At 71.4% G+C, this 16,494-nt stretch carries 14 protein-coding genes and 1 pseudogene; 4 read left to right on the top strand and 11 right to left on the bottom strand.

What is annotated here, in order from left to right; translation table 11 throughout:
• Positions 1 to 1,490: pseudogene (locus tag DLJ59_RS04590) on the top strand (transposase); the annotation flags it as partial.
• Positions 1,491 to 1,763: 273 nt separating this feature from the next.
• Here the strand turns inward: DLJ59_RS04590 and DLJ59_RS04585 are convergent.
• The 4 genes from DLJ59_RS04585 to DLJ59_RS04570 form a co-directional block, all read right to left on the bottom strand.
• Positions 1,764 to 2,357 (bottom strand): GTP-binding protein, encoded by a 594-nt coding sequence (locus tag DLJ59_RS04585; RefSeq protein ID WP_007455465.1) that lies wholly within the window; start codon positions 2,355 to 2,357, stop codon positions 1,764 to 1,766.
• A 1-nt stretch (position 2,358) separates the two neighbouring features.
• Complete coding sequence (locus DLJ59_RS04580) at positions 2,359 to 2,736, bottom strand: DUF742 domain-containing protein (RefSeq protein WP_030329021.1); 378 nt, start codon at positions 2,734 to 2,736, stop codon at positions 2,359 to 2,361.
• A 98-nt stretch (positions 2,737 to 2,834) separates the two neighbouring features.
• Positions 2,835 to 3,239 (bottom strand): roadblock/LC7 domain-containing protein, encoded by a 405-nt coding sequence (locus tag DLJ59_RS04575; RefSeq protein WP_030329023.1) that lies wholly within the window; start codon positions 3,237 to 3,239, stop codon positions 2,835 to 2,837.
• Complete coding sequence (locus DLJ59_RS04570; protein WP_124771258.1) at positions 3,236 to 6,826, bottom strand: sensor histidine kinase; 3,591 nt, start codon at positions 6,824 to 6,826, stop codon at positions 3,236 to 3,238. The genes DLJ59_RS04575 and DLJ59_RS04570 overlap by 4 nt, the downstream gene beginning before the upstream one ends.
• 502 nt (positions 6,827 to 7,328) lie before the next feature.
• Between DLJ59_RS04570 and DLJ59_RS37190 the strand changes: the two genes are divergently transcribed.
• Positions 7,329 to 7,622 (top strand): hypothetical protein, encoded by a 294-nt coding sequence (locus tag DLJ59_RS37190; RefSeq protein WP_244235822.1) that lies wholly within the window; start codon positions 7,329 to 7,331, stop codon positions 7,620 to 7,622.
• Between the two features lie 2 nt (positions 7,623 to 7,624).
• On the opposite strand, the gene DLJ59_RS04560 is transcribed toward DLJ59_RS37190, so the two are convergent.
• The gene (locus DLJ59_RS04560; protein WP_124771256.1) at positions 7,625 to 8,698 is read right to left on the bottom strand and encodes an adenosine deaminase; all 1,074 of its coding nucleotides are present in this window, start codon (positions 8,696 to 8,698) and stop codon (positions 7,625 to 7,627) included.
• A gap of 52 nt (positions 8,699 to 8,750) precedes the next feature.
• Positions 8,751 to 9,164 (bottom strand): PPOX class F420-dependent oxidoreductase, encoded by a 414-nt coding sequence (locus DLJ59_RS04555; protein WP_124771255.1) that lies wholly within the window; start codon positions 9,162 to 9,164, stop codon positions 8,751 to 8,753.
• A 153-nt stretch (positions 9,165 to 9,317) separates the two neighbouring features.
• Here DLJ59_RS04555 and DLJ59_RS04550 point away from each other — a divergent pair, with 153 nt between their 5' ends.
• Both DLJ59_RS04550 and DLJ59_RS04545 read left to right on the top strand, forming a co-directional pair.
• Positions 9,318 to 9,806, top strand: a complete 489-nt coding sequence (locus DLJ59_RS04550; protein ID WP_124771254.1) for a MarR family winged helix-turn-helix transcriptional regulator — start codon at positions 9,318 to 9,320, stop codon at positions 9,804 to 9,806.
• Between the two features lies 1 nt (position 9,807).
• Positions 9,808 to 10,698: a putative RNA methyltransferase gene (locus tag DLJ59_RS04545; RefSeq protein ID WP_124771253.1), complete on the top strand. Its 891-nt coding sequence runs from the start codon at positions 9,808 to 9,810 to the stop codon at positions 10,696 to 10,698.
• A gap of 2 nt (positions 10,699 to 10,700) precedes the next feature.
• On the opposite strand, the gene DLJ59_RS04540 is transcribed toward DLJ59_RS04545, so the two are convergent.
• The 5 genes from DLJ59_RS04540 to DLJ59_RS04520 form a co-directional block, all read right to left on the bottom strand.
• Positions 10,701 to 11,381: a DUF4272 domain-containing protein gene (locus tag DLJ59_RS04540; RefSeq protein WP_124771252.1), complete on the bottom strand. Its 681-nt coding sequence runs from the start codon at positions 11,379 to 11,381 to the stop codon at positions 10,701 to 10,703.
• 110 nt (positions 11,382 to 11,491) lie between these two features.
• On the bottom strand, positions 11,492 to 12,772 hold the full coding sequence (locus tag DLJ59_RS04535) for a thymidine phosphorylase (RefSeq protein ID WP_124771251.1): 1,281 nt from the start codon (positions 12,770 to 12,772) through the stop codon (positions 11,492 to 11,494).
• Between the two features lie 133 nt (positions 12,773 to 12,905).
• Entirely contained in the window at positions 12,906 to 13,610 is a 705-nt protein-coding gene (locus tag DLJ59_RS04530; protein WP_124771250.1) for a cytidine deaminase, read from the bottom strand.
• A 141-nt stretch (positions 13,611 to 13,751) separates the two neighbouring features.
• Positions 13,752 to 15,032, bottom strand: coding sequence for an ABC transporter permease (locus DLJ59_RS04525; protein WP_124771249.1), 1,281 nt, complete (start codon positions 15,030 to 15,032; stop codon positions 13,752 to 13,754).
• Positions 15,033 to 15,035: 3 nt separating this feature from the next.
• Positions 15,036 to 16,415 (bottom strand): ABC transporter permease, encoded by a 1,380-nt coding sequence (locus DLJ59_RS04520; RefSeq protein ID WP_124771248.1) that lies wholly within the window; start codon positions 16,413 to 16,415, stop codon positions 15,036 to 15,038.
• Positions 16,416 to 16,494 lie beyond the last annotated feature (79 nt).

The raw sequence follows: 16,494 nt of genomic DNA, 5'->3' as shown, positions 1-16,494 counted from the left end.
GCCTGGCCGCCAGCAACGCCGGGTTGGCCGGGTTGCCGGGCACCAACGCCGGCTTGCGGTCGCTCCGACCCACCCCGCCCGCCGTCGACCCGGCGCCCGCCGCCGGGCGGCGCAGCCGTCCCGAGCCGGTCCCCGGCAACGCGCCGCTGGCATCGCCCCGCCCGCTCGGGCCACCACCGGTCGCCCCGGCACCGGTCACACCGCCTCCGGTCGCACCCGCCCCGATGACTCCGGCGGCGATGGCTGGTTCGCCATCGTCCACGCTGCCCAGCCGCACCGAGTCGGCCTCCAGCCGGATCGACGGCCCGACCAACCGACCGGTCTCCGCACCGCCGCCTCCGCCGCCCGGGATCACCCCGATCGCGCCGGCCCAGCGCGGCATGGTGCCTCCGGCCGAGGCCGGTGAGCCGTTCCGACCGACGCTGACCACCGCCGCGATCAACAACGCGCGGGCCGAGCGGCAGCGCACTGTCATTCCGCCCCGGCCCAAGACCAACGGTGAGCCTCGGCCGAGCCACCTGCAGCGGCCCGTCGACGAGCCACCCACCGGCGGCTTCAGCGCCACCGATCTCAGCATTCCGGTGCCGACCCCCCGGCCTGGGCAGGAGACGGCACCGCCCGGCTCCCGCGCCAACTGGCCGCTGGTCAACAACCCGGAGGACCCGTCCGACAGCTCACCGAACAACCCGGTGGCCTACCCGTACGGCGGCAGCCGCGGTGTGGACGCCCCGACCGACCCGGGTCGGGCCGATGGTCGGGTCACCCCGCCCTGGTTGGCGGACGACCTGCCACCGGAGCCACCGATGCTGCGGCTGGTGGAGCCGCCGCCGCTGGCCGACCGGGCGCTGCGCGAAGGGCTCAACCCTCCTCCGGACCAGCACCTGGAGACGCCGCCGCTGCGCCTGGTCGACCGCGAGCAGGCCGCCCGCAACGGTCGGGCGGCAGCCCGTACCGAGCGTGCCGTGGAGCACCGACCGCCGCCCCCGGTCGAGCACCGACCGCCGCCGGTCGAACACCGGCCGCCGCCGATGGAGCACCGGCCGCCGCCGGTCGCCGACGAGGGCGACGGCGATCTGCTGATCTTCGCGCAGGCCAAGTCGGCCTGGTTCGTCGGGCAGGCCGAGGAGTCCGACCTGGACTGGTCGACCACTGCCGACACCGGCTGGCAGGCCGCTGAACAGGCTGCTCGCCCGGCCGTGGGGGCCGAGACCAACGCCGGGCTACCGAAGCGCGTGCCGCAGGCCAACCTGGTGCCGGGTTCCCCGCTGCGCGAGGAGCGCCCATTGCGGATAGTGCGTGATGCGGCAAGCCTCGCGGAGAACACGACCGGCTACTTCCGTGGCTGGCGTCGTGGTCAGGAGATCGGCGGTTTCGCGGTGGGTGGTCGGCCCGGTCGTGAGGCGGCCGGCGGCTGGGACTTCAGCCGCGACCACGGGGACCGCGACGACGACCGGGAGTACGAGTACCGCTCGGCGGGCTACCAGTCCTGACCTCCATTCGCACAGGCGTGAACGCCCCCAGCCAGCCGGCTGGGGGCGCTTCTGCGTCAGCAGGGCGATCTCCCGGGCACGCAGAAGCCGCCTCGCGAGGACCGTGGAGGGCCTGCGCCCCGGGGAAGGGGCTGACAGCTTCCAGGTCGTCAGGAGGCGGCTCAGCGGCACGCTGGCTCGTCTGAGCGACGAGTCAGCGCGGAAGCACTCACCAGGGCGGCTGGCAGCGCCCGGTGGCGGCCGAAGCCACTACCGGGGCGTGCAGCGCCGCGATCAGGCCGGGGCGACGGCGCGCGTACGACGCATGGTCAGCACGTACTCGACCAGCGAGATCAACACGTGCTTCGTCGACTCCCGGTTACGGGCGTCGCAGGCCACCACCGGCACGTCGCTCGAGATCGCCAAGGCGTCCCGGACGTCCTGCGGGTCGTGGTACTGCATCCCGTCGAAGCAGTTGATCGCCACCAGGTACGGCAGGCGTCGGTGCTCGAAGAAGTCGATCGCCGCGAAGCAGTCGGCCAGCCGGCGGGTGTCCACCAGCACGACCGCACCGATCGCACCCCGCACCAGTTCGTCCCACATGAACCAGAAACGGGTCTGACCCGGCGTACCGAACAGGTACAGGATCAGGTCACGGTCGATCGAGATCCGGCCGAAGTCCATGGCCACCGTGGTCGTCGTCTTGCCCGGCACCTGCCGGGTGTCGTCGACGCCCACGCCAGCGGAGGTCATGATGGCCTCAGTGGTCAGCGGCGTGATCTCCGAGACCGAGCCGACCAGCGTCGTCTTACCGACGCCGAATCCACCGGCGATAACGATCTTCGCCGACGTCACGCGGCCGCTCGGGTTCGGCGGGCGGTGCGACATGTCAGAGCCTGCGAAGTCCACTCAGCACCCTCTCCAGCAGTTCAGTGCCCACCGCGTCGTCGGAGTCGTCCAAAATGGTCGGCTCGTGGACCGCGACCAGGCCGTCCGTCGCCATGTCGGCGATGAGCACCCGGGCCACACCGAGCGGGAGCTGCATCCGCGCCGCGATCTCCGCGAGCGATTGCACGCGTCCGTCACACAGCGCGGCGATGTACTGGTGTTCGCGACCCTGGCCGCCGTTGCCATTGGCAGCGGCCCGGCCACGCACCGTCGTCTCGACGAGCGCCTCCAGCGCGATGTCGAGCCGAGGACGGGTGCGACCACGGGTCACGGCGTATGGACGGACCAACGCTCCGGTCGGTTCGTCACGATCGGCCATCTCGCCGCTCACCTCCTTCGCACCCGTTACCGGCTCCCACCGGTGAAACCCGTCGTTGTCGTTGTTGCAGTCGTGCCGACCTCACGATCGGCGAAACATCAACCCAGCATGCCCGCAGCCGCACGCGGCTGCGGGGTCAACGCGTCGCCCACCCGGTCGACCAGCAGCGCCATCTCGTAGCCAACCTGGCCCACGTCGGAGCTGCGGGCTGCCAGCACGGCGAAGGACGAGCCGTCCGAGATGGACATCAGGAACAGGAAGCCATTGTCCATCTCCACGACGGTCTGCAACACCGCGCCTCCCTCGAAGCAGCGAGCTGCCCCCTGGGTCAGGCTGACCAGACCCGATGAGATCGCGGCGAGCTGGTCTGCCCGGTCGCGCGGCAGATCCCGTGACGACGCGAGGAGGAGGCCGTCCGCCGATACGGCGACCGCATGCGCGACGCCGGGCACCCGGTCGGCGAAGTTGGCCAGCAGCCAACCAAGATCCTGCGTAGTTGTCATCCTTCTTGCTCCTTCTGCCCGCTCCCGGCCACCGGGCCTGAGCCAGACTGCGAGGATTGCCCTCCCGGAGTCGCCTCCGGGCTGGTCGGGTTGTCCGAGGTGCTACGCCCTCGCTGCACGCCCCGGTGGTAGGCGGAGAGCAGGCCACGGACCGCCTCCGGGGAGCGCCGCTGGACCGAGGTGGTGGGCTTCTCCACCGCGCCGGGCACCAGCTGCGCCATCGGCTTGCGTTTCGGCAGACCGGTCGTGGTGGTCTCGCTCACCGGCGCCGCGCCGGCCGCCGCGGAGGCAGCACGCCAGCCGTCGTCGGCAGCGGTCTGCCAGCCGTTGCTCTGCGGTTGGGGCCGGCGGTTCGGCAGGCTCTCGGCGAGGCTGGGGCGGGTGCCCCCGGTCGCTGTGGAGCCGTTGTCCCGCGGCGCTCCTCCGGCCGTCGGAGTGTCTGCCATCGGTGTGTTACCTGTCGTCCCGGGTGCTGTCGTGTGGCCTGCCCGACCGGTGGCCTCGACCGTGGCGAACTGCTGGGTCGCGGAGTCGCCGTTCGTCGCCGGCTGGGCGCCGGCCGCGCTCTCCTCGGAGCCCGGACGACGGGTACGGAACCAGGCCGACTCAAGCTCCCGGAAGATCGGCAGCTCCATCGTCTCATCCGCGTACCGCTGGCGGTTCTGCGCCTGTGGCTGCTGAGGCGCCGGCCGAGTCTGCGGAGCCGGAGCCGGAGCCGTGGTCGGCGCTGGCGCCGGCGGCTGGGCTGCGGCCGGCTGCTCGCCGGGCCGCGGCACCCGCGGCAACTCCGTCGTCATGTCCAGCGCGGCGGCGAGCCGCTCGGGCACCGGCGGGGTGGCCGTGTCCCGGTCGCCACCCGGCACCGGCGGCCAGGCCGGCGGCGCCGGGGCGCTGGCTGCCTGCGCGGGCGGAGCGGATCGGGGCTCGAACCCGCTGAACGACTGGGCGGAGGCGGGCGGCGCCGAGTACGGCTGACCGGACGCCGGCGAGGCGGAGACCGGCGACGCCGACACCGGCGGACCGGCGTACGGCTGCCCGGAGGCCGGCGCGGCGGACACCGGGGCTCCGCCGTACGGCGCACCCGAGTAGGGCTGCGCGGAGTAGGGCTGGCCGGAGGCCGGCGAGGCGGAGACCGGCGCGCCCGAGTAGGGCTGCGAGGAGACCGGCGGCGCCGAGTACGGCTGCGTTTCGGGGCTGCTCGGCAGCTGACGCGGAATGGACGGCTGCTGGCCGGTGGTCGGGGTCTCGTCCCCGGCCCGGCGCTGCGGCAGTGGGTCGATCCCCTGACCGTTGGCCGACCTGGGGGTGAACCCGTCGCCGCCGTTCGTCCCGGCCGCGCCGGTCAGATCGGACCAGGCCGGCATCGAGCGGTACGTACCACCGTTGGCGGGGGTGCCGGCACCGTTGCGTGTCGCGGGGTCGAACGGACGGCCGCCCAGGGTGACCTGGTTGCCGGAGGATTCGCTCGGGCGAGGGCCGTTGCCCAGCGCGGGCAGCGCGCCGAAGACCGGCGCGGGCCCACCCGACTGCTGACCACCGAACTGGGGAGCACCGGCCGCCGGCAGCGCCGGAGGCTGCTGCACCCGACCGGACAGCGCCCGGGGCACCAGCACCGAAGTGGGCAGGGTCACGTCGGCGACGGTGCCGCGATCGTTGCCGGGGCGCAGCTCGACCCGGACCCCGTGCCGGGACGCCAGCCGGGCGACCACGACCAGGCCCATCATCCGGGACACGGCCACGTCCACCTGCGGCGGCGTCGCGAGACGCTCGTTGAGGTCGTGCAACTGCTCGGCGCTGATGCCGATGCCGCGGTCCTCGACGTACAGGGAGGAGCGGTCGCCGACCCGGCGAGCCTCGACCATGACCTGCGAGTCAGGCGGGGAGAACGCGGTGGCGTTGTCGAACAGCTCCGCGACGAGGTGCACGAGGTCGTTGACCGCGTGCGCGGCGACCTCGATGTCGCGGTCGATGACACCGAACTCGATCCGGGTGTAGTGCTCGACCTCGGACTGCGCGGCGCGCAGCACGTCGATGAGAGCGGCCGGCTCACGCTGCACACGGGTGGAGTCGGCACCGGCGAGCACCAGCAGGTTCTCGTCGTTACGGCGCATCCGGGTGGCGAGGTGGTCCAGCTGGAACAGCTCGGCCAGCCGGTCCGGGTCCTCCTCGCCGCGCTCCAACCGGTCGAGGTGCCCGATGAGGCGGTCGACGAGGATCTGTGAACGGCGGGCCAGGTTGACGAACATGGTCGCGACGGATGCGCGCAGTGCCGCCTGCTCGGCGGCGGTACGGACGGCTTCCAGGTGGACGGCGTTGAACGCCTCGGTCACCTGGCCGAACTCGTCCTTGCTGCGCACCGGTAGCGGTTCGGCGATCTGGTTGGCCAACTGAACCGGGGAGAGCTGCCCGACGACCTGTGGGTCACGCAGGCGGGCAACCGCCTGCGGCAGACCGTACTGGGCGACGGAGAGCGCGCCCTGCCGCAGCTCACGAAGTGAGCGGGCCATCGAGCGGGCTACCAGGTAGGCGAAGAGGATGGCCAGCAGCAGCATGCTGAGCAGCAGGCCGGTCTCCAGGAAGACCTGGCGCTGGACGTCCGAGCGGAGGGCGTCCGCCTGGTCGACCACTTCGCCGTCGAGCTTCCTCTCGACGGTGCGGATCAGCTTGGCGTTGGCCGTCATGGCGGCTTCCCACTGGTCCGGGCCGAACGGCGCACCGCGCATGTCGCCAGTGGTGTTGCCGTCGATCCAGCCGGTGTAGTTCTGTGCCTGCCGGCGGTCGCCGCCCGCGACCGTCTGGTCGTGGAACTTCGCGTCGTCCGGGGTGGCGACGGCCTTGAAGCTCTGCAGAGCCTGCTGCTGGCCGGTGTCGCTGGCGACGTAGTCCCTGCGCAATGCCGGGGTCAGTCGCTTTCCGCCCTTCACGCCCAGCGCGCGGTGCACCACGACCCGGCGTACGGCGAGGAACTCCTTCTCCCGGGCGACCGCCGCAGCGGCGCGCATCCGGTCGCTCAGCTGGTTGTCACCGGCGAGCTGCGTGGACGAGTCGCGGATGGCGAGCAGGTCGCTGATCAGACCCTCGTACGCCTGCACGGTCTCGGTGAGCGCGAGCTTTCCGTTGAACACCTGGCTGCGGATGCCCGACAGGTCCTGCAGGTTCTGGTCGATGCTGTCGAGCAGACTCTCCAGGCTGCCCGGCAGGTCCTCGATCTCGGTCCGCTGCTGCCGGTAGGGGGCCGCTTCCTGGTCCACCCGGGAGTTCACCCGGTTGTAGGCCTCCTGGTACTGCGCCGTCGGCTGCGTCCCGTCCGCACCCAGCAGCAGTACGGCGGCGGTCCGCTCGTCCTGCAAAGCGTCGACCAGGTCACCTGAATAGCTCGACAGGTTCGCCAGATCGCCAGCTCGGTTGGCATTGTTGAGCGTCTCCACGTGGTCGACAAGACCACTGGTGCCCACCACGACCGTGGCGATGGTCGGCACGATCATGATGAGACCGAGCTTGGACCAGATCGGCATGTCCCGGAGCCGGCTGGCCGGCCGGCGCAGCCGCGACAGGAAGGAGCCCGCCGTCTTTGGCCGTTTGCTCACGTCACCGCCCTCGCGATTACAGCTTCAACGCGTTGCCCCGGGCAACGCCCAGCGACCGACCCGGCGGGTCGGACCCCCGAGATTCCATCACGCCGGTCGACAAGAAGAAAGCCCAGGTTGTCCCCAACCGAAGGTGTGATGAGATGTTGATGCGATTTGATAGCAGTCTGTCTGGCCGGAGTAACTGAAGGTAATGGAACATCCGCACCGCGTGGTCTTGCTCGCCGGCCCTTCTGGGTCCGGAAAGTCGTACATAGCGCAGCAAACCGGCTTGCCGGTGCTCTGCTTGGACGACTTCTACAAAGACGGCGATGACCCTACGTTGCCGCAACGAAACGGCCAGGTGGATTGGGAATCGCCACAGTCGTGGGACGCCCCCGGTGCGGTGGAAATCATTGCCCGACTTGCCCGCGACGGTCGAGCCGATGTGCCGGTTTATGCGATCGGCGCCGATCGACGGGTGGCCACCCGGCCATTTGATGTCGCCGGATCGCCAATTTTCGTGGCCGAAGGGATCTTCGCCGCCGAGATTGTGGAGGAGTGTCGCCGCCGTGGCCTGCTCGCCGGGGCGTACGCGCTGCGCCGCCCCCGTGGGGCGACCTTCCTCCGCCGGCTCGCCCGCGACCTGGCCGAACAGCGCAAGGCACCCAGGGTGCTGATTCGACGCGGGGTGACGCTGCTGCGGACCGAGCCCGCGGTGCTGCGCCGGCAGACGGGCCTGGGCGCGGAGGCGGCCCGGGCCCGGGAGGTGCTGCGCCGGGTGGCCAGCCTGCTCGCCAGCCACCCACACGGCTGAACTCAGGCCAGCAACTTCGCGTACGCCGGCTTGATCACCTCATCGATGATCCGCAACCGCTCGTCGAACGGGATGAAGGCGCTCTTCATCGCGTTGATGGTGAACCACTGCAGTTCCTTCCAGCCGTAGCCGAACGTCTCCACCAGCAGCGACATCTCCCGTGACATGGAGGTGCCGCTCATCAGCCGGTTGTCGGTGTTGACGGTCACCCGGAAGCGCAGGTCGCGCAGCAGGCCGATCGGGTGATCCGCGATCGAGTCCACCGCACCGGTCTGCACGTTCGACGAGGGACACAGCTCCAACGGGATCCGCTTGTCCCGGACGTACGCGGCCAGCCGGCCGAGCGAGCCGTCGGGGGTGATGTCGTCGACGATCCGCACCCCGTGGCCGAGCCGGTCCGCCCCGCACCACTGGATCGCCTGCCAGATCGACGGCAGACCGAACGCCTCGCCGGCGTGGATGGTGAAGTGGAAGTTCTCCCGCTGGAGGTATTCGAAGGCGTCCAGGTGCCGGGTGGGTGGGAAGCCCGCCTCGGCGCCGGCGATGTCGAAGCCGACCACCCCGGCGTCCCGGTGCCGCACGGCCAGTTCGGCGATCTCCTGCGAGCGGGCGGCGTGCCGCATCGCGGTCAGCAGGGTGCCCACCCGGATCGTCAGCCCCGCCTCGACCGCCTGAGCGGTGCCCTCGGCGAAACCGGCCAGCACCGCCTCGACCACCTCGTCCAGGCTCAGGTCACGCTCCAGGTGCTGCTCCGGGGCGAAGCGCACCTCGGCGTAGACCACTCCGTCGGCGGCCAGGTCGAGGGCGCACTCGCGGGCCACCCGACGCAGCGCGGGCGCGGTCTGCATGACCGCCACGGTGTGCGCGAACGTCTCGAGGTAGCGCTCCAGGGAGCCGGAGTCCGCCGCGTCCGCGAACCAGAGTCCGAGCGCTTCGGGGTCGGTGGTGGGCAGTTCGTGGCCCACCTCGGCGGCGAGGTCGACGATCGTCGCCGGCCGGAGCCCGCCGTCGAGGTGATCGTGCAGCAGCGCCTTCGGGACCTTGACGATGTCCTCGTACCGGATTGTTGCGACCATGCTCAGACCCTAGTCAGCGGCCCGGGCGGCCCGGGACAGGGCCGGCCGGGTGTCACGGCCGCCAGCCGTAGACCCGCTCCACTGCGAGGCGGATCACCAGTCGCCCGTCGGCGACCATTGCGGCCCGGTAGTCCGCCCAGTCCGGGTGCTCGCCTCGGATTCGCCGGTAGACCTCGACCAGCTCGTCGACAGTCGCGTCGCCGATGGTCGCGGCCGGCTCGGTGAGGGTCACCACGCCCTCGGCGACCGCGTACGCGCCGCCGTCCGGCGTGGTTACGTGGAAGCTCGCCCGGGGATCCCGGCGCAGGTTGCGGGCCTTCGCCCGGTCACCGGTGGTGGAGCAGCGGATCAGCCCCGGCTCGGCCAGATAGTCGAGGTTGGACAGCTGGGGCCGGCCGTCGCGGCGCAGGGTGACCAGCACCCCACGCCCCCGCTCACCGAACAGCTCCCACAGGTGCTCGTTCACGCCGGCACCCGCAGCGGCGCGGGCGCGGTGGCCAGCCGGCGGAGTTGGTGGAGGCGGCGTGCGAGGGAGTCGCCGGGGCGGAGGTTTCGTTGACATGTCATCGAATCTAGGTGGCAAATCGATGACGTGTCAACCAACCGCTAGACTTTCCCTGTGGACGCAACCCGGTGGCTGGACGAACGGGAGGACCGCGCGTGGCGCGGCTACCGCCGAATGCGTCGGCTGCTCGACCTGGAGCTGGCCCGGGAACTGACCCAGGACGCCGGCCTCTCCGAGGCCGACTACGACGTGCTCTCCGACCTCTCCGAAACACCGCAGGGGCGGCTGCGGCTGCGGGAACTGGCAGACCGCATGCTCTGGTCACGCAGCCGGCTCTCCCACCACCTCACCCGAATGCAGCAGCGCGGCCTGGTCACCCGCGAGGAGTGCGCCGACGACGCCCGCGGCTCGATCGTCGTGCTCACCCCCGCCGGGCGGCAGGCCATCGAGTCCGCCGCGCCCGGCCACGTGGCCGCAGTCCGCCGGCACCTCATCGACCTCCTCACGCCGGCCGAGATCGACGCGCTCGGCGCGCTCACCCACCGGGTCGTCGACCACCTTGGCGGGCGGGCCCCCCACCCACGGCACGATCTGGAGATCTGACGTGGACCCCCGCATCCTCGACCGACTGCGCTGCCCGGTCTGCGGCGAGCCACTGGCCGAGGCGACAGCCGGCACCGCCAGGGCACTGCGCTGCCCCCGCCGGCACAGCTTCGACATCGCCCGCCAGGGGTACGTCAACCTGCTCGCCGGGCGCGCCCCGCACTCCGGCGACACCGTCGAAATGGTGGCCGCCCGCGCGGACTTCCTCGCCGCCGGGCACTACGACGTCATTTCAGCCGCCCTCGCCGCTGCCGCGACGGACGCCGTCGGCCGGCTCCCCGCGACGGTACGGGCCGAGCCGACGCCCGACTTCGAGGCGTACCCCCTGGTGGTGGACGCCGGCGCCGGCACCGGCCGATACCTCGGCGCGGTGCTGGCGGCGCTGCCGGACGCCGTGGGTCTGGCCCTGGACGTGTCCAAGCCGGCACTGCGCCGCGCGGCCCGCGCACACCCCCGGGCCGCCGCCGCGCTCGCCGACACCTGGCAGCGGCTGCCGCTCGCGGACGCCTCGACCGCCGTGCTGCTGAACGTCTTCGCACCGCGAAACGGCGCCGAGTTCCACCGGGTGCTCGATCCGGCCGGAACGCTGCTGGTGGTCACGCCCGACACCGACCATCTCGCCGAGTTGGTGGCTGCCCTCGACCTGCTGCGGGTGGCCCCGGACAAGGCCGACCGGGTGACCGACAGCCTGGGCGGGCACTTCACGCCGGTCAGCTCAGCCGTGCACCGGGCGGAGCTGGCGCTGACCCGGCCGGAGGCCGCCAGCCTGGTCGGGATGGGCCCGAGCGCCTGGCACACCGACCCGGCCGCGCTCGCCGCCCGACTGGCCGCCCTGCCCGAGCCGGTGCGGGTGACGGTGGCGGTCCGGGTGGACGGGTACCGGCCCCGCTGACCTCAGGTGGAGAGGTCGACCTCTTCCCAACCGGGCGGCTCGTCGTGGTACGGCCCCCGCAGGATCACCGCCCACTCCAGCGCCCAGCGCCGCTGCCCGATCGCGTTCGCGTCGACCAGACCCGGCGCGCGCCGGCCGCCGCGTTCGGTCTCCAGGTACGCCCAGTCCAGGCAGTAGTGCAGGTCCAGCAGGGCAGCCGCGTCGGCCGGGTGCTGCGGAGCCGTGAGGATCCGCGAACGCCAGTGCGGGAAGGTCTCCCCCTCGGCGATGTGCGGCAGCCGCTCGACCAGCCGCTCGTCGACGGCCAGGGTGGGGTCGAGCTGCTTGCTCAGCCCGAGCACCCAGGCCAGCGCGAAGAGCGCGTCGTGATGCAGCACGAACGACCGGTGGTCGCCCTTGCCACCCATCACGAACTGCCACTCCGGCGGGGTCACCATGTCGACCAGGTGCGAGCCGAGCAGCCAGCTCATCGCCGCCTGCGGGGGCATCCCGAAGCAGCGGGCCATGATCAGGTGCAGCACCGCGATCCGCGCCTCGATCTCCGCGGTCGGGCGCAGGTCGATCTGGTCACCCGGCTCCCAGACGAGCGGAAACTGGGACGGCGGCAACGGCAGGCCGAGCCGGGACAACTCGTCCAGGCTCGCCTCGCGCACCTCGCGTGGGTCGGGGGCAGCAACGCTCACGGCGGATCTTCCTGTCTGCTCGCGCCGGCGCAAGGCCGGTTGTCCCCCCTTGGCCTGCGACAATAGCGCTCCCAGGTGACCGGCACCACGCCAGGGCGACAGCGGATCGATCAGCCGACGCGTTCGATGACCAACGACGTCGCCGCCGGGGCCGTCGCCGCGATCCGCACCGCGTTGGCGGCCTCGGCCAGCGCGGCCGGAATCCGCGTCGAGTCCTCGGCGCGCAGCTCGTAGAGCGGGTCACCGGCCCGCACCTCGTCACCCGGCCGTTTGTGCAACACCACGCCGGCCGGCACGCTGACCGGGTCCTCCTTGCGAGCCCGACCCGCGCCGAGCCGCCACGCCGCAACCCCCATGGCGTACGCGTCGATGGCCGCGACGTAGCCGTCCCGCTCGGCGCGCACCACCTCCACCTCGGAGGCCACCGGCATCGGCGCGTCCGGGTCGCCGCCCTGCGCCCGGATCATCGCCCGCCAGGAGTCCATGGCCCGGCCATCGCGCAGCGCCGCCGCCGGATCGGCGTCCGGCAGGCCGGCGGCGTCGAGCATCTCCCGGGCCAGGGCGAGGGTCAGCTCCACCACGTCCGCCGGTCCACCGCCGGCCAGCACCTCGACCGACTCGGTCACCTCGACCGCGTTGCCGATCGCGAGGCCGAGCGGGGTGGACATGTCGGTGAGCAGGGCGACCGTCCGCACACCGTGCGCACCGCCCAGCTCGACCATGGTGCGCGCCAACTCGCGGGCCTGGTCGACGGACTTCATGAAGGCGCCCGAGCCGACCTTGACGTCGAGGACCAGCGCGCCGGTCCCCTCGGCGATCTTCTTGCTCATGATCGAGCTGGCGATCAGCGGGATCGCCTCCACGGTGCCGGTCACGTCACGCAGCGCGTACAGCTTGCGGTCGGCGGGAGCGAGCCCGGTGCCGGCGGTGCAGATCACCGCACCGACCTCGTCGAGCTGGGCGATGAACTCGTCGTTGCTCACAGTGGCCCGCCAGCCCGGGATGGACTCCAACTTGTCCAGCGTGCCGCCGGTGTGCCCGAGGCCCCGGCCGCTCAGCTGCGGCACCGCCGCGCCGCAGGCCGCCACCAGCGGGGTGAGCGGCAGAGTGATCTTGTCGCCGACGCCGCCGGTGGAGTGCTTGTCGACAGTCGGCCGGCGTACCGCCGACAGGTCCAACCGCTCACCGCTGGCGATCATCGCGGCGGTCCACCGGGCGATCTCCGGCCCGGTCATGCCGTTGAGCAGGATCGCCATCGCCAGGGCGGACATCTGCTCGTCGGCGACAACCCCCCGGGTGTACGCGTCGACCACCCAGTCGATCTGCGCGTCCGACAGCACCCCCCCATCCCGCTTGACCCGAATAACGTCAACAGCAGCAAAACTCATCAGAAGATCTTCCCTAGTCTGTTGCAGATCCCGACCGACGGCCGCTGACCACGTCGGGGCGGGGGACGACCGTGCCCGGCGGAGGGATCAAGCCTGACCGCCCGGAGCCGGGCACGGTCGGCCCCCGCCCTCAAGCTCAACCCCAGCGAACCGGGATCTCCGCAGGCGGCTCACCCTCGCCCGCCCAGAAGATCGTGCCGGTGGCGTCCACCACGACCACCCGGGGCGTCCGGGCCAGACCCCAGGTGATCGCCTCGGCCGGCTCGTCCCAGCTCGGCGCCTCCTCCAGCACCCCGGTCTCGGCGCCGGCGTCGTCCCCGGCCGACCGCTCCCAGTACGCCGTCCAGATCTGCTGACCAGCGGACATGTCCGGGTGCACGAAGACGGTGCCGCGTCCGCGCCAGGCGGCGAGCCGCTCCGGGACCACCGGCACCGGCGTCTCACCGGTGACGGCCTCCAGGTCCTCCACACCGAACGCGTGCGGCAGCAGCTCGGCCATCCGCAGTGGCCGGGTCTTGCTCTCGATCAGGCACTCCGGCCCACCGTTCTCCCAGAGCAGCTGCCGGCAGCGACCGCACGGCATCAACGGCTCGCCGGTCGCGTCGACGCAGGAGAGCGCCACGAGCCGACCGCCACCGGTGGCGTGCAGGCTGGACACGACCCCGCACTCGGCGCAGAGCGTCACCCCGTACGCGGCGTTCTCCACGTTGCAGCCGACCACAACCCGGCCGTCGTCGACCAGCGCGGCCGCGCCGACGGGGAACGTCGAGTACGGCGCGTAGGCGTGCCGCATCGCCTCGGTGGCGGCGGCGCGCAAGCGCGCCCAGTCAATGTCGGTCATGTCACCATTCTGCCCAGGTAGCCCAGGTCATGCGCGGGCAGGGCCAGCTCCCCAATCCCAGCGTGTTGATCAAGAAGTTTGCGCCAGGATCAGCGATTTTCCTGACCGGAACCTCTTGATCAACACCAGGAACGGGGGCGGTCAGCCCTTGATGTACGGCTTGCCGTCGGCGGCCGGTGCCCGGACCCGGCCGACCAGCCCGGCGACGGCCAGGATGGTCGCCAGGTAGGGCAGCATGGCCAGGAACTGGCTGGGGATCGAGCTGCTGATCGCGCCCAGGTAGGTGGCGAGCTGGTCGGCGAAGCCGAAGAAGAGCGCGGCGAGCAGCGCGCCGGTCGGGTTCCACCGGCCGAAGATCAGCGCGGCCAGGGCGATGAAGCCCTTACCGCCGATCATGTTCTTGGTGAACGAGTAGAGCGCCAGCGTGTAGGACGCCCCGCCGATGCCCGCCACCACGCCCGCCAACAGCACGTTGCGGTAGCGGACCCGCAGCACCTTGACGCCGAGCGTGTCGGCGGCGATCGGGTGCTCGCCGACCGACCGGGTCCGCAGCCCCCACCGGGTACGGAACAACCCGATGTGGATCACCAGCACCAGGAGCAGACCGAGGTAGAGGAAGATGTTGCCCCGGAACAACGCCGGCCCGAGCACCGGGATGTCCTTCAGCAGCGGGATCTCCCAGTTGCTGAAGCGAGGCGCGCTGTTGTACCTGGCCGCGTCGGTCTGCATCAGCCGCTCGTAGAGGAAGCCGGTGACGCCGACCGCCAGCAGGTTCAGCACGATGCCCATGACGACCTGGTCAACCAGGTAGCGGATGGCGAAGACGGCGAGCAGCAGCGAGATGAACGCGCCGCCGATGGCGGCGGCGACCAGGCCCACCCAGACGCTGCCGGAGATGCTGCCGAACAGCGCGCCGGAGAACGCGCCCATCAGCAACTGGCCCTCAATGGCCACGTTGACCACGCCGGAGCGTTCGCAGAGCACCCCGGCGAGCGCACCGAAGATCAGCGGCAGGGCCAAGATGAACGTACCCCGGATGATGTTGACCAGCGGCATGAAGTTCTGCCCGGTCGGTGCGGCGGAGACCTGCCAGCAGAGGAACGACAGCACGAAGCCGACCAGCCCGACGCCGAGCACGGGAACGAACCACCGCTTCGGCACCCCGGCCAGCAGCGCCGCACCGGCCGCGATCGCGATGATCCCGAACAGGATCGCCCCGATGGTGCCGTTGATCTCCAACGCGGCACCGGCCGCGTCGTCGCTGAGGGTGAACCGGGCCTGCTGGTCGGTGGCGAGCGCGCCGAAGAGCACCGCGGACAGCAGGCCGAGCCCCAGCAACGTCAGGCCGACCTTGCGGCTGCGGGTCCAGAAGCCCTCGTCTACCGGGGCGACGGCGATATCGGGGACAGCCATGGTGGACATGAGTTACCAGCCCTTCGCCAGGCTCGTCTGCAACCGGGCGGCGCGTGCGGCCCGGAGCTGGAAGATCGCCTTCACCAGGGCCGGCGCGGCGATGAAGATGACGATCAGCGCCTGGAGCACGGTCACCAGCTCCAGCGAGATCCCGGAGTACGACTGCATCCGGTTACCACCGGCCTGCAACGCCCCGAACAGCAGCGCGGCGAGCAACACCCCCCAGGGCTTCACCCGCCCGAGCAGCGCCACCAGGATGCCGTCGAAGCCGATCTGCGCGACCACCAGCGGGGTCAACGCGCTGGCGGTGGAGCCGAGCACCATGTTCGAGCCGCCGAGGCCGGCCAGGATGCCCGCGAAAACCATGATCAGGATGTACGTCCGGGTGACGCTGATGCCGGCGGTCCGGGCGGCGTCCGGGTTGGCACCGACAGCGCGCAGCTCGAAGCCGAGCGTCGAGCGGTTGAGCAGCCAGGCAACCGCCCAGGTGGCCAGCACGGCGAGCAGGATGCCGGCGTGCACCCGCAGGTTGTCGCCGAGCAGTCGCGGCAGCTGGGCGGAGCTGTCCACCGCCTTGCTGATCGCGTCGGTGCGGTTCGGGTCCTGTACGCCGTTCTGCACGATCAACCACGTGAGGAAGTACGTGGCGACGTAGTTGAGCATGATCGTGTTGATCACCTCGTGCGCGCCGGCCCGGGCCTTGAGGATGCCGGGGATGAAACCCCAGATCGCTCCACCCAGCGCGCCGGCCAGCACCGCCACCAGCAGGTGCAGGCCGGGCGGCAGCGGCAGCAGGAAGCCGGCCAACGCCGCCATGATCACGCCGATGGTGGCCTGGCCCTGGGCGCCGATGTTGAACAGGCCGCCACGGAAGGCCAACGCCACCGACAGGCCGGTGAAGACCAGCGGCGCCGCGTAGGTGAGCGTCTCCGAGATCGGCGCCAGCACAGCCTGCCAGCCGTTGGCCCCGTCCAACCAGCCAGAGAACGCCTCGGGGTCGAAGATCGAGCCCTTGAACAGGTTCGCGTACGCCTCGCTGACGAGCGTCCAGCTGGAGTTGATCGCGTCGGACGGACGGGAGGTGATGTACGAGTAGGTGGAGAGAACAGCCGGATCAGAAATGATCATCAGCACCGCGCCGACCACGACCGCCAACACCAACGACAGCAGGGTCACCGTGAAGGTGTTGGCCGCCCAGAGGTTGTCCAGGAACAACCGGCCCAGACTCGGCTTCGACTCCGGCTCCGGGGCTGGCGTCGTGACCGAGCGGTCCGGCTCGGTCGCCACCTCGGCCCGTTCGGTGTTGCCGAGCGCGTTCTGCGCGGCCTGCGCCTCGCTCGCCGGCTCCTTGTCCGGGGAGCCGGACTGCGGGTTAGGGGAGTCGTCGCTCATGCCGTCACTCCGCTTCGCTGCGTGACGCCATGAGGCACCAACGCCCTGCAACACCGATTCACTCGCTGCCGCTCGCTCA

Origin of the sequence: Micromonospora inaquosa, assembly GCF_003857055.1 — a bacterium.
Lineage (GTDB): Bacteria > Actinomycetota > Actinomycetes > Mycobacteriales > Micromonosporaceae > Micromonospora > Micromonospora inaquosa.
The sequence above is the reverse complement of the archived record's forward strand: the minus strand, read 5'-3'. Positions and strand labels throughout refer to the sequence as shown.

Coding starts and splice junctions, on each gene's coding strand:
- DLJ59_RS04585 (WP_007455465.1), bottom strand. CDS start 2,357: ATGTCGCACCGCCCGCCGAACCCGAGCGGCCGCGTGACGTCGGCGAAG.
- DLJ59_RS04580 (WP_030329021.1), bottom strand. CDS start 2,736: ATGGCCGATCGTGACGAACCGACCGGAGCGTTGGTCCGTCCATACGCC.
- DLJ59_RS04575 (WP_030329023.1), bottom strand. CDS start 3,239: ATGACAACTACGCAGGATCTTGGTTGGCTGCTGGCCAACTTCGCCGAC.
- DLJ59_RS04560 (WP_124771256.1), bottom strand. CDS start 8,698: ATGGTCGCAACAATCCGGTACGAGGACATCGTCAAGGTCCCGAAGGCG.
- DLJ59_RS04530 (WP_124771250.1), bottom strand. CDS start 13,610: ATGACCGACATTGACTGGGCGCGCTTGCGCGCCGCCGCCACCGAGGCG.
- DLJ59_RS04525 (WP_124771249.1), bottom strand. CDS start 15,032: ATGTCCACCATGGCTGTCCCCGATATCGCCGTCGCCCCGGTAGACGAG.
- DLJ59_RS04520 (WP_124771248.1), bottom strand. CDS start 16,415: ATGAGCGACGACTCCCCTAACCCGCAGTCCGGCTCCCCGGACAAGGAG.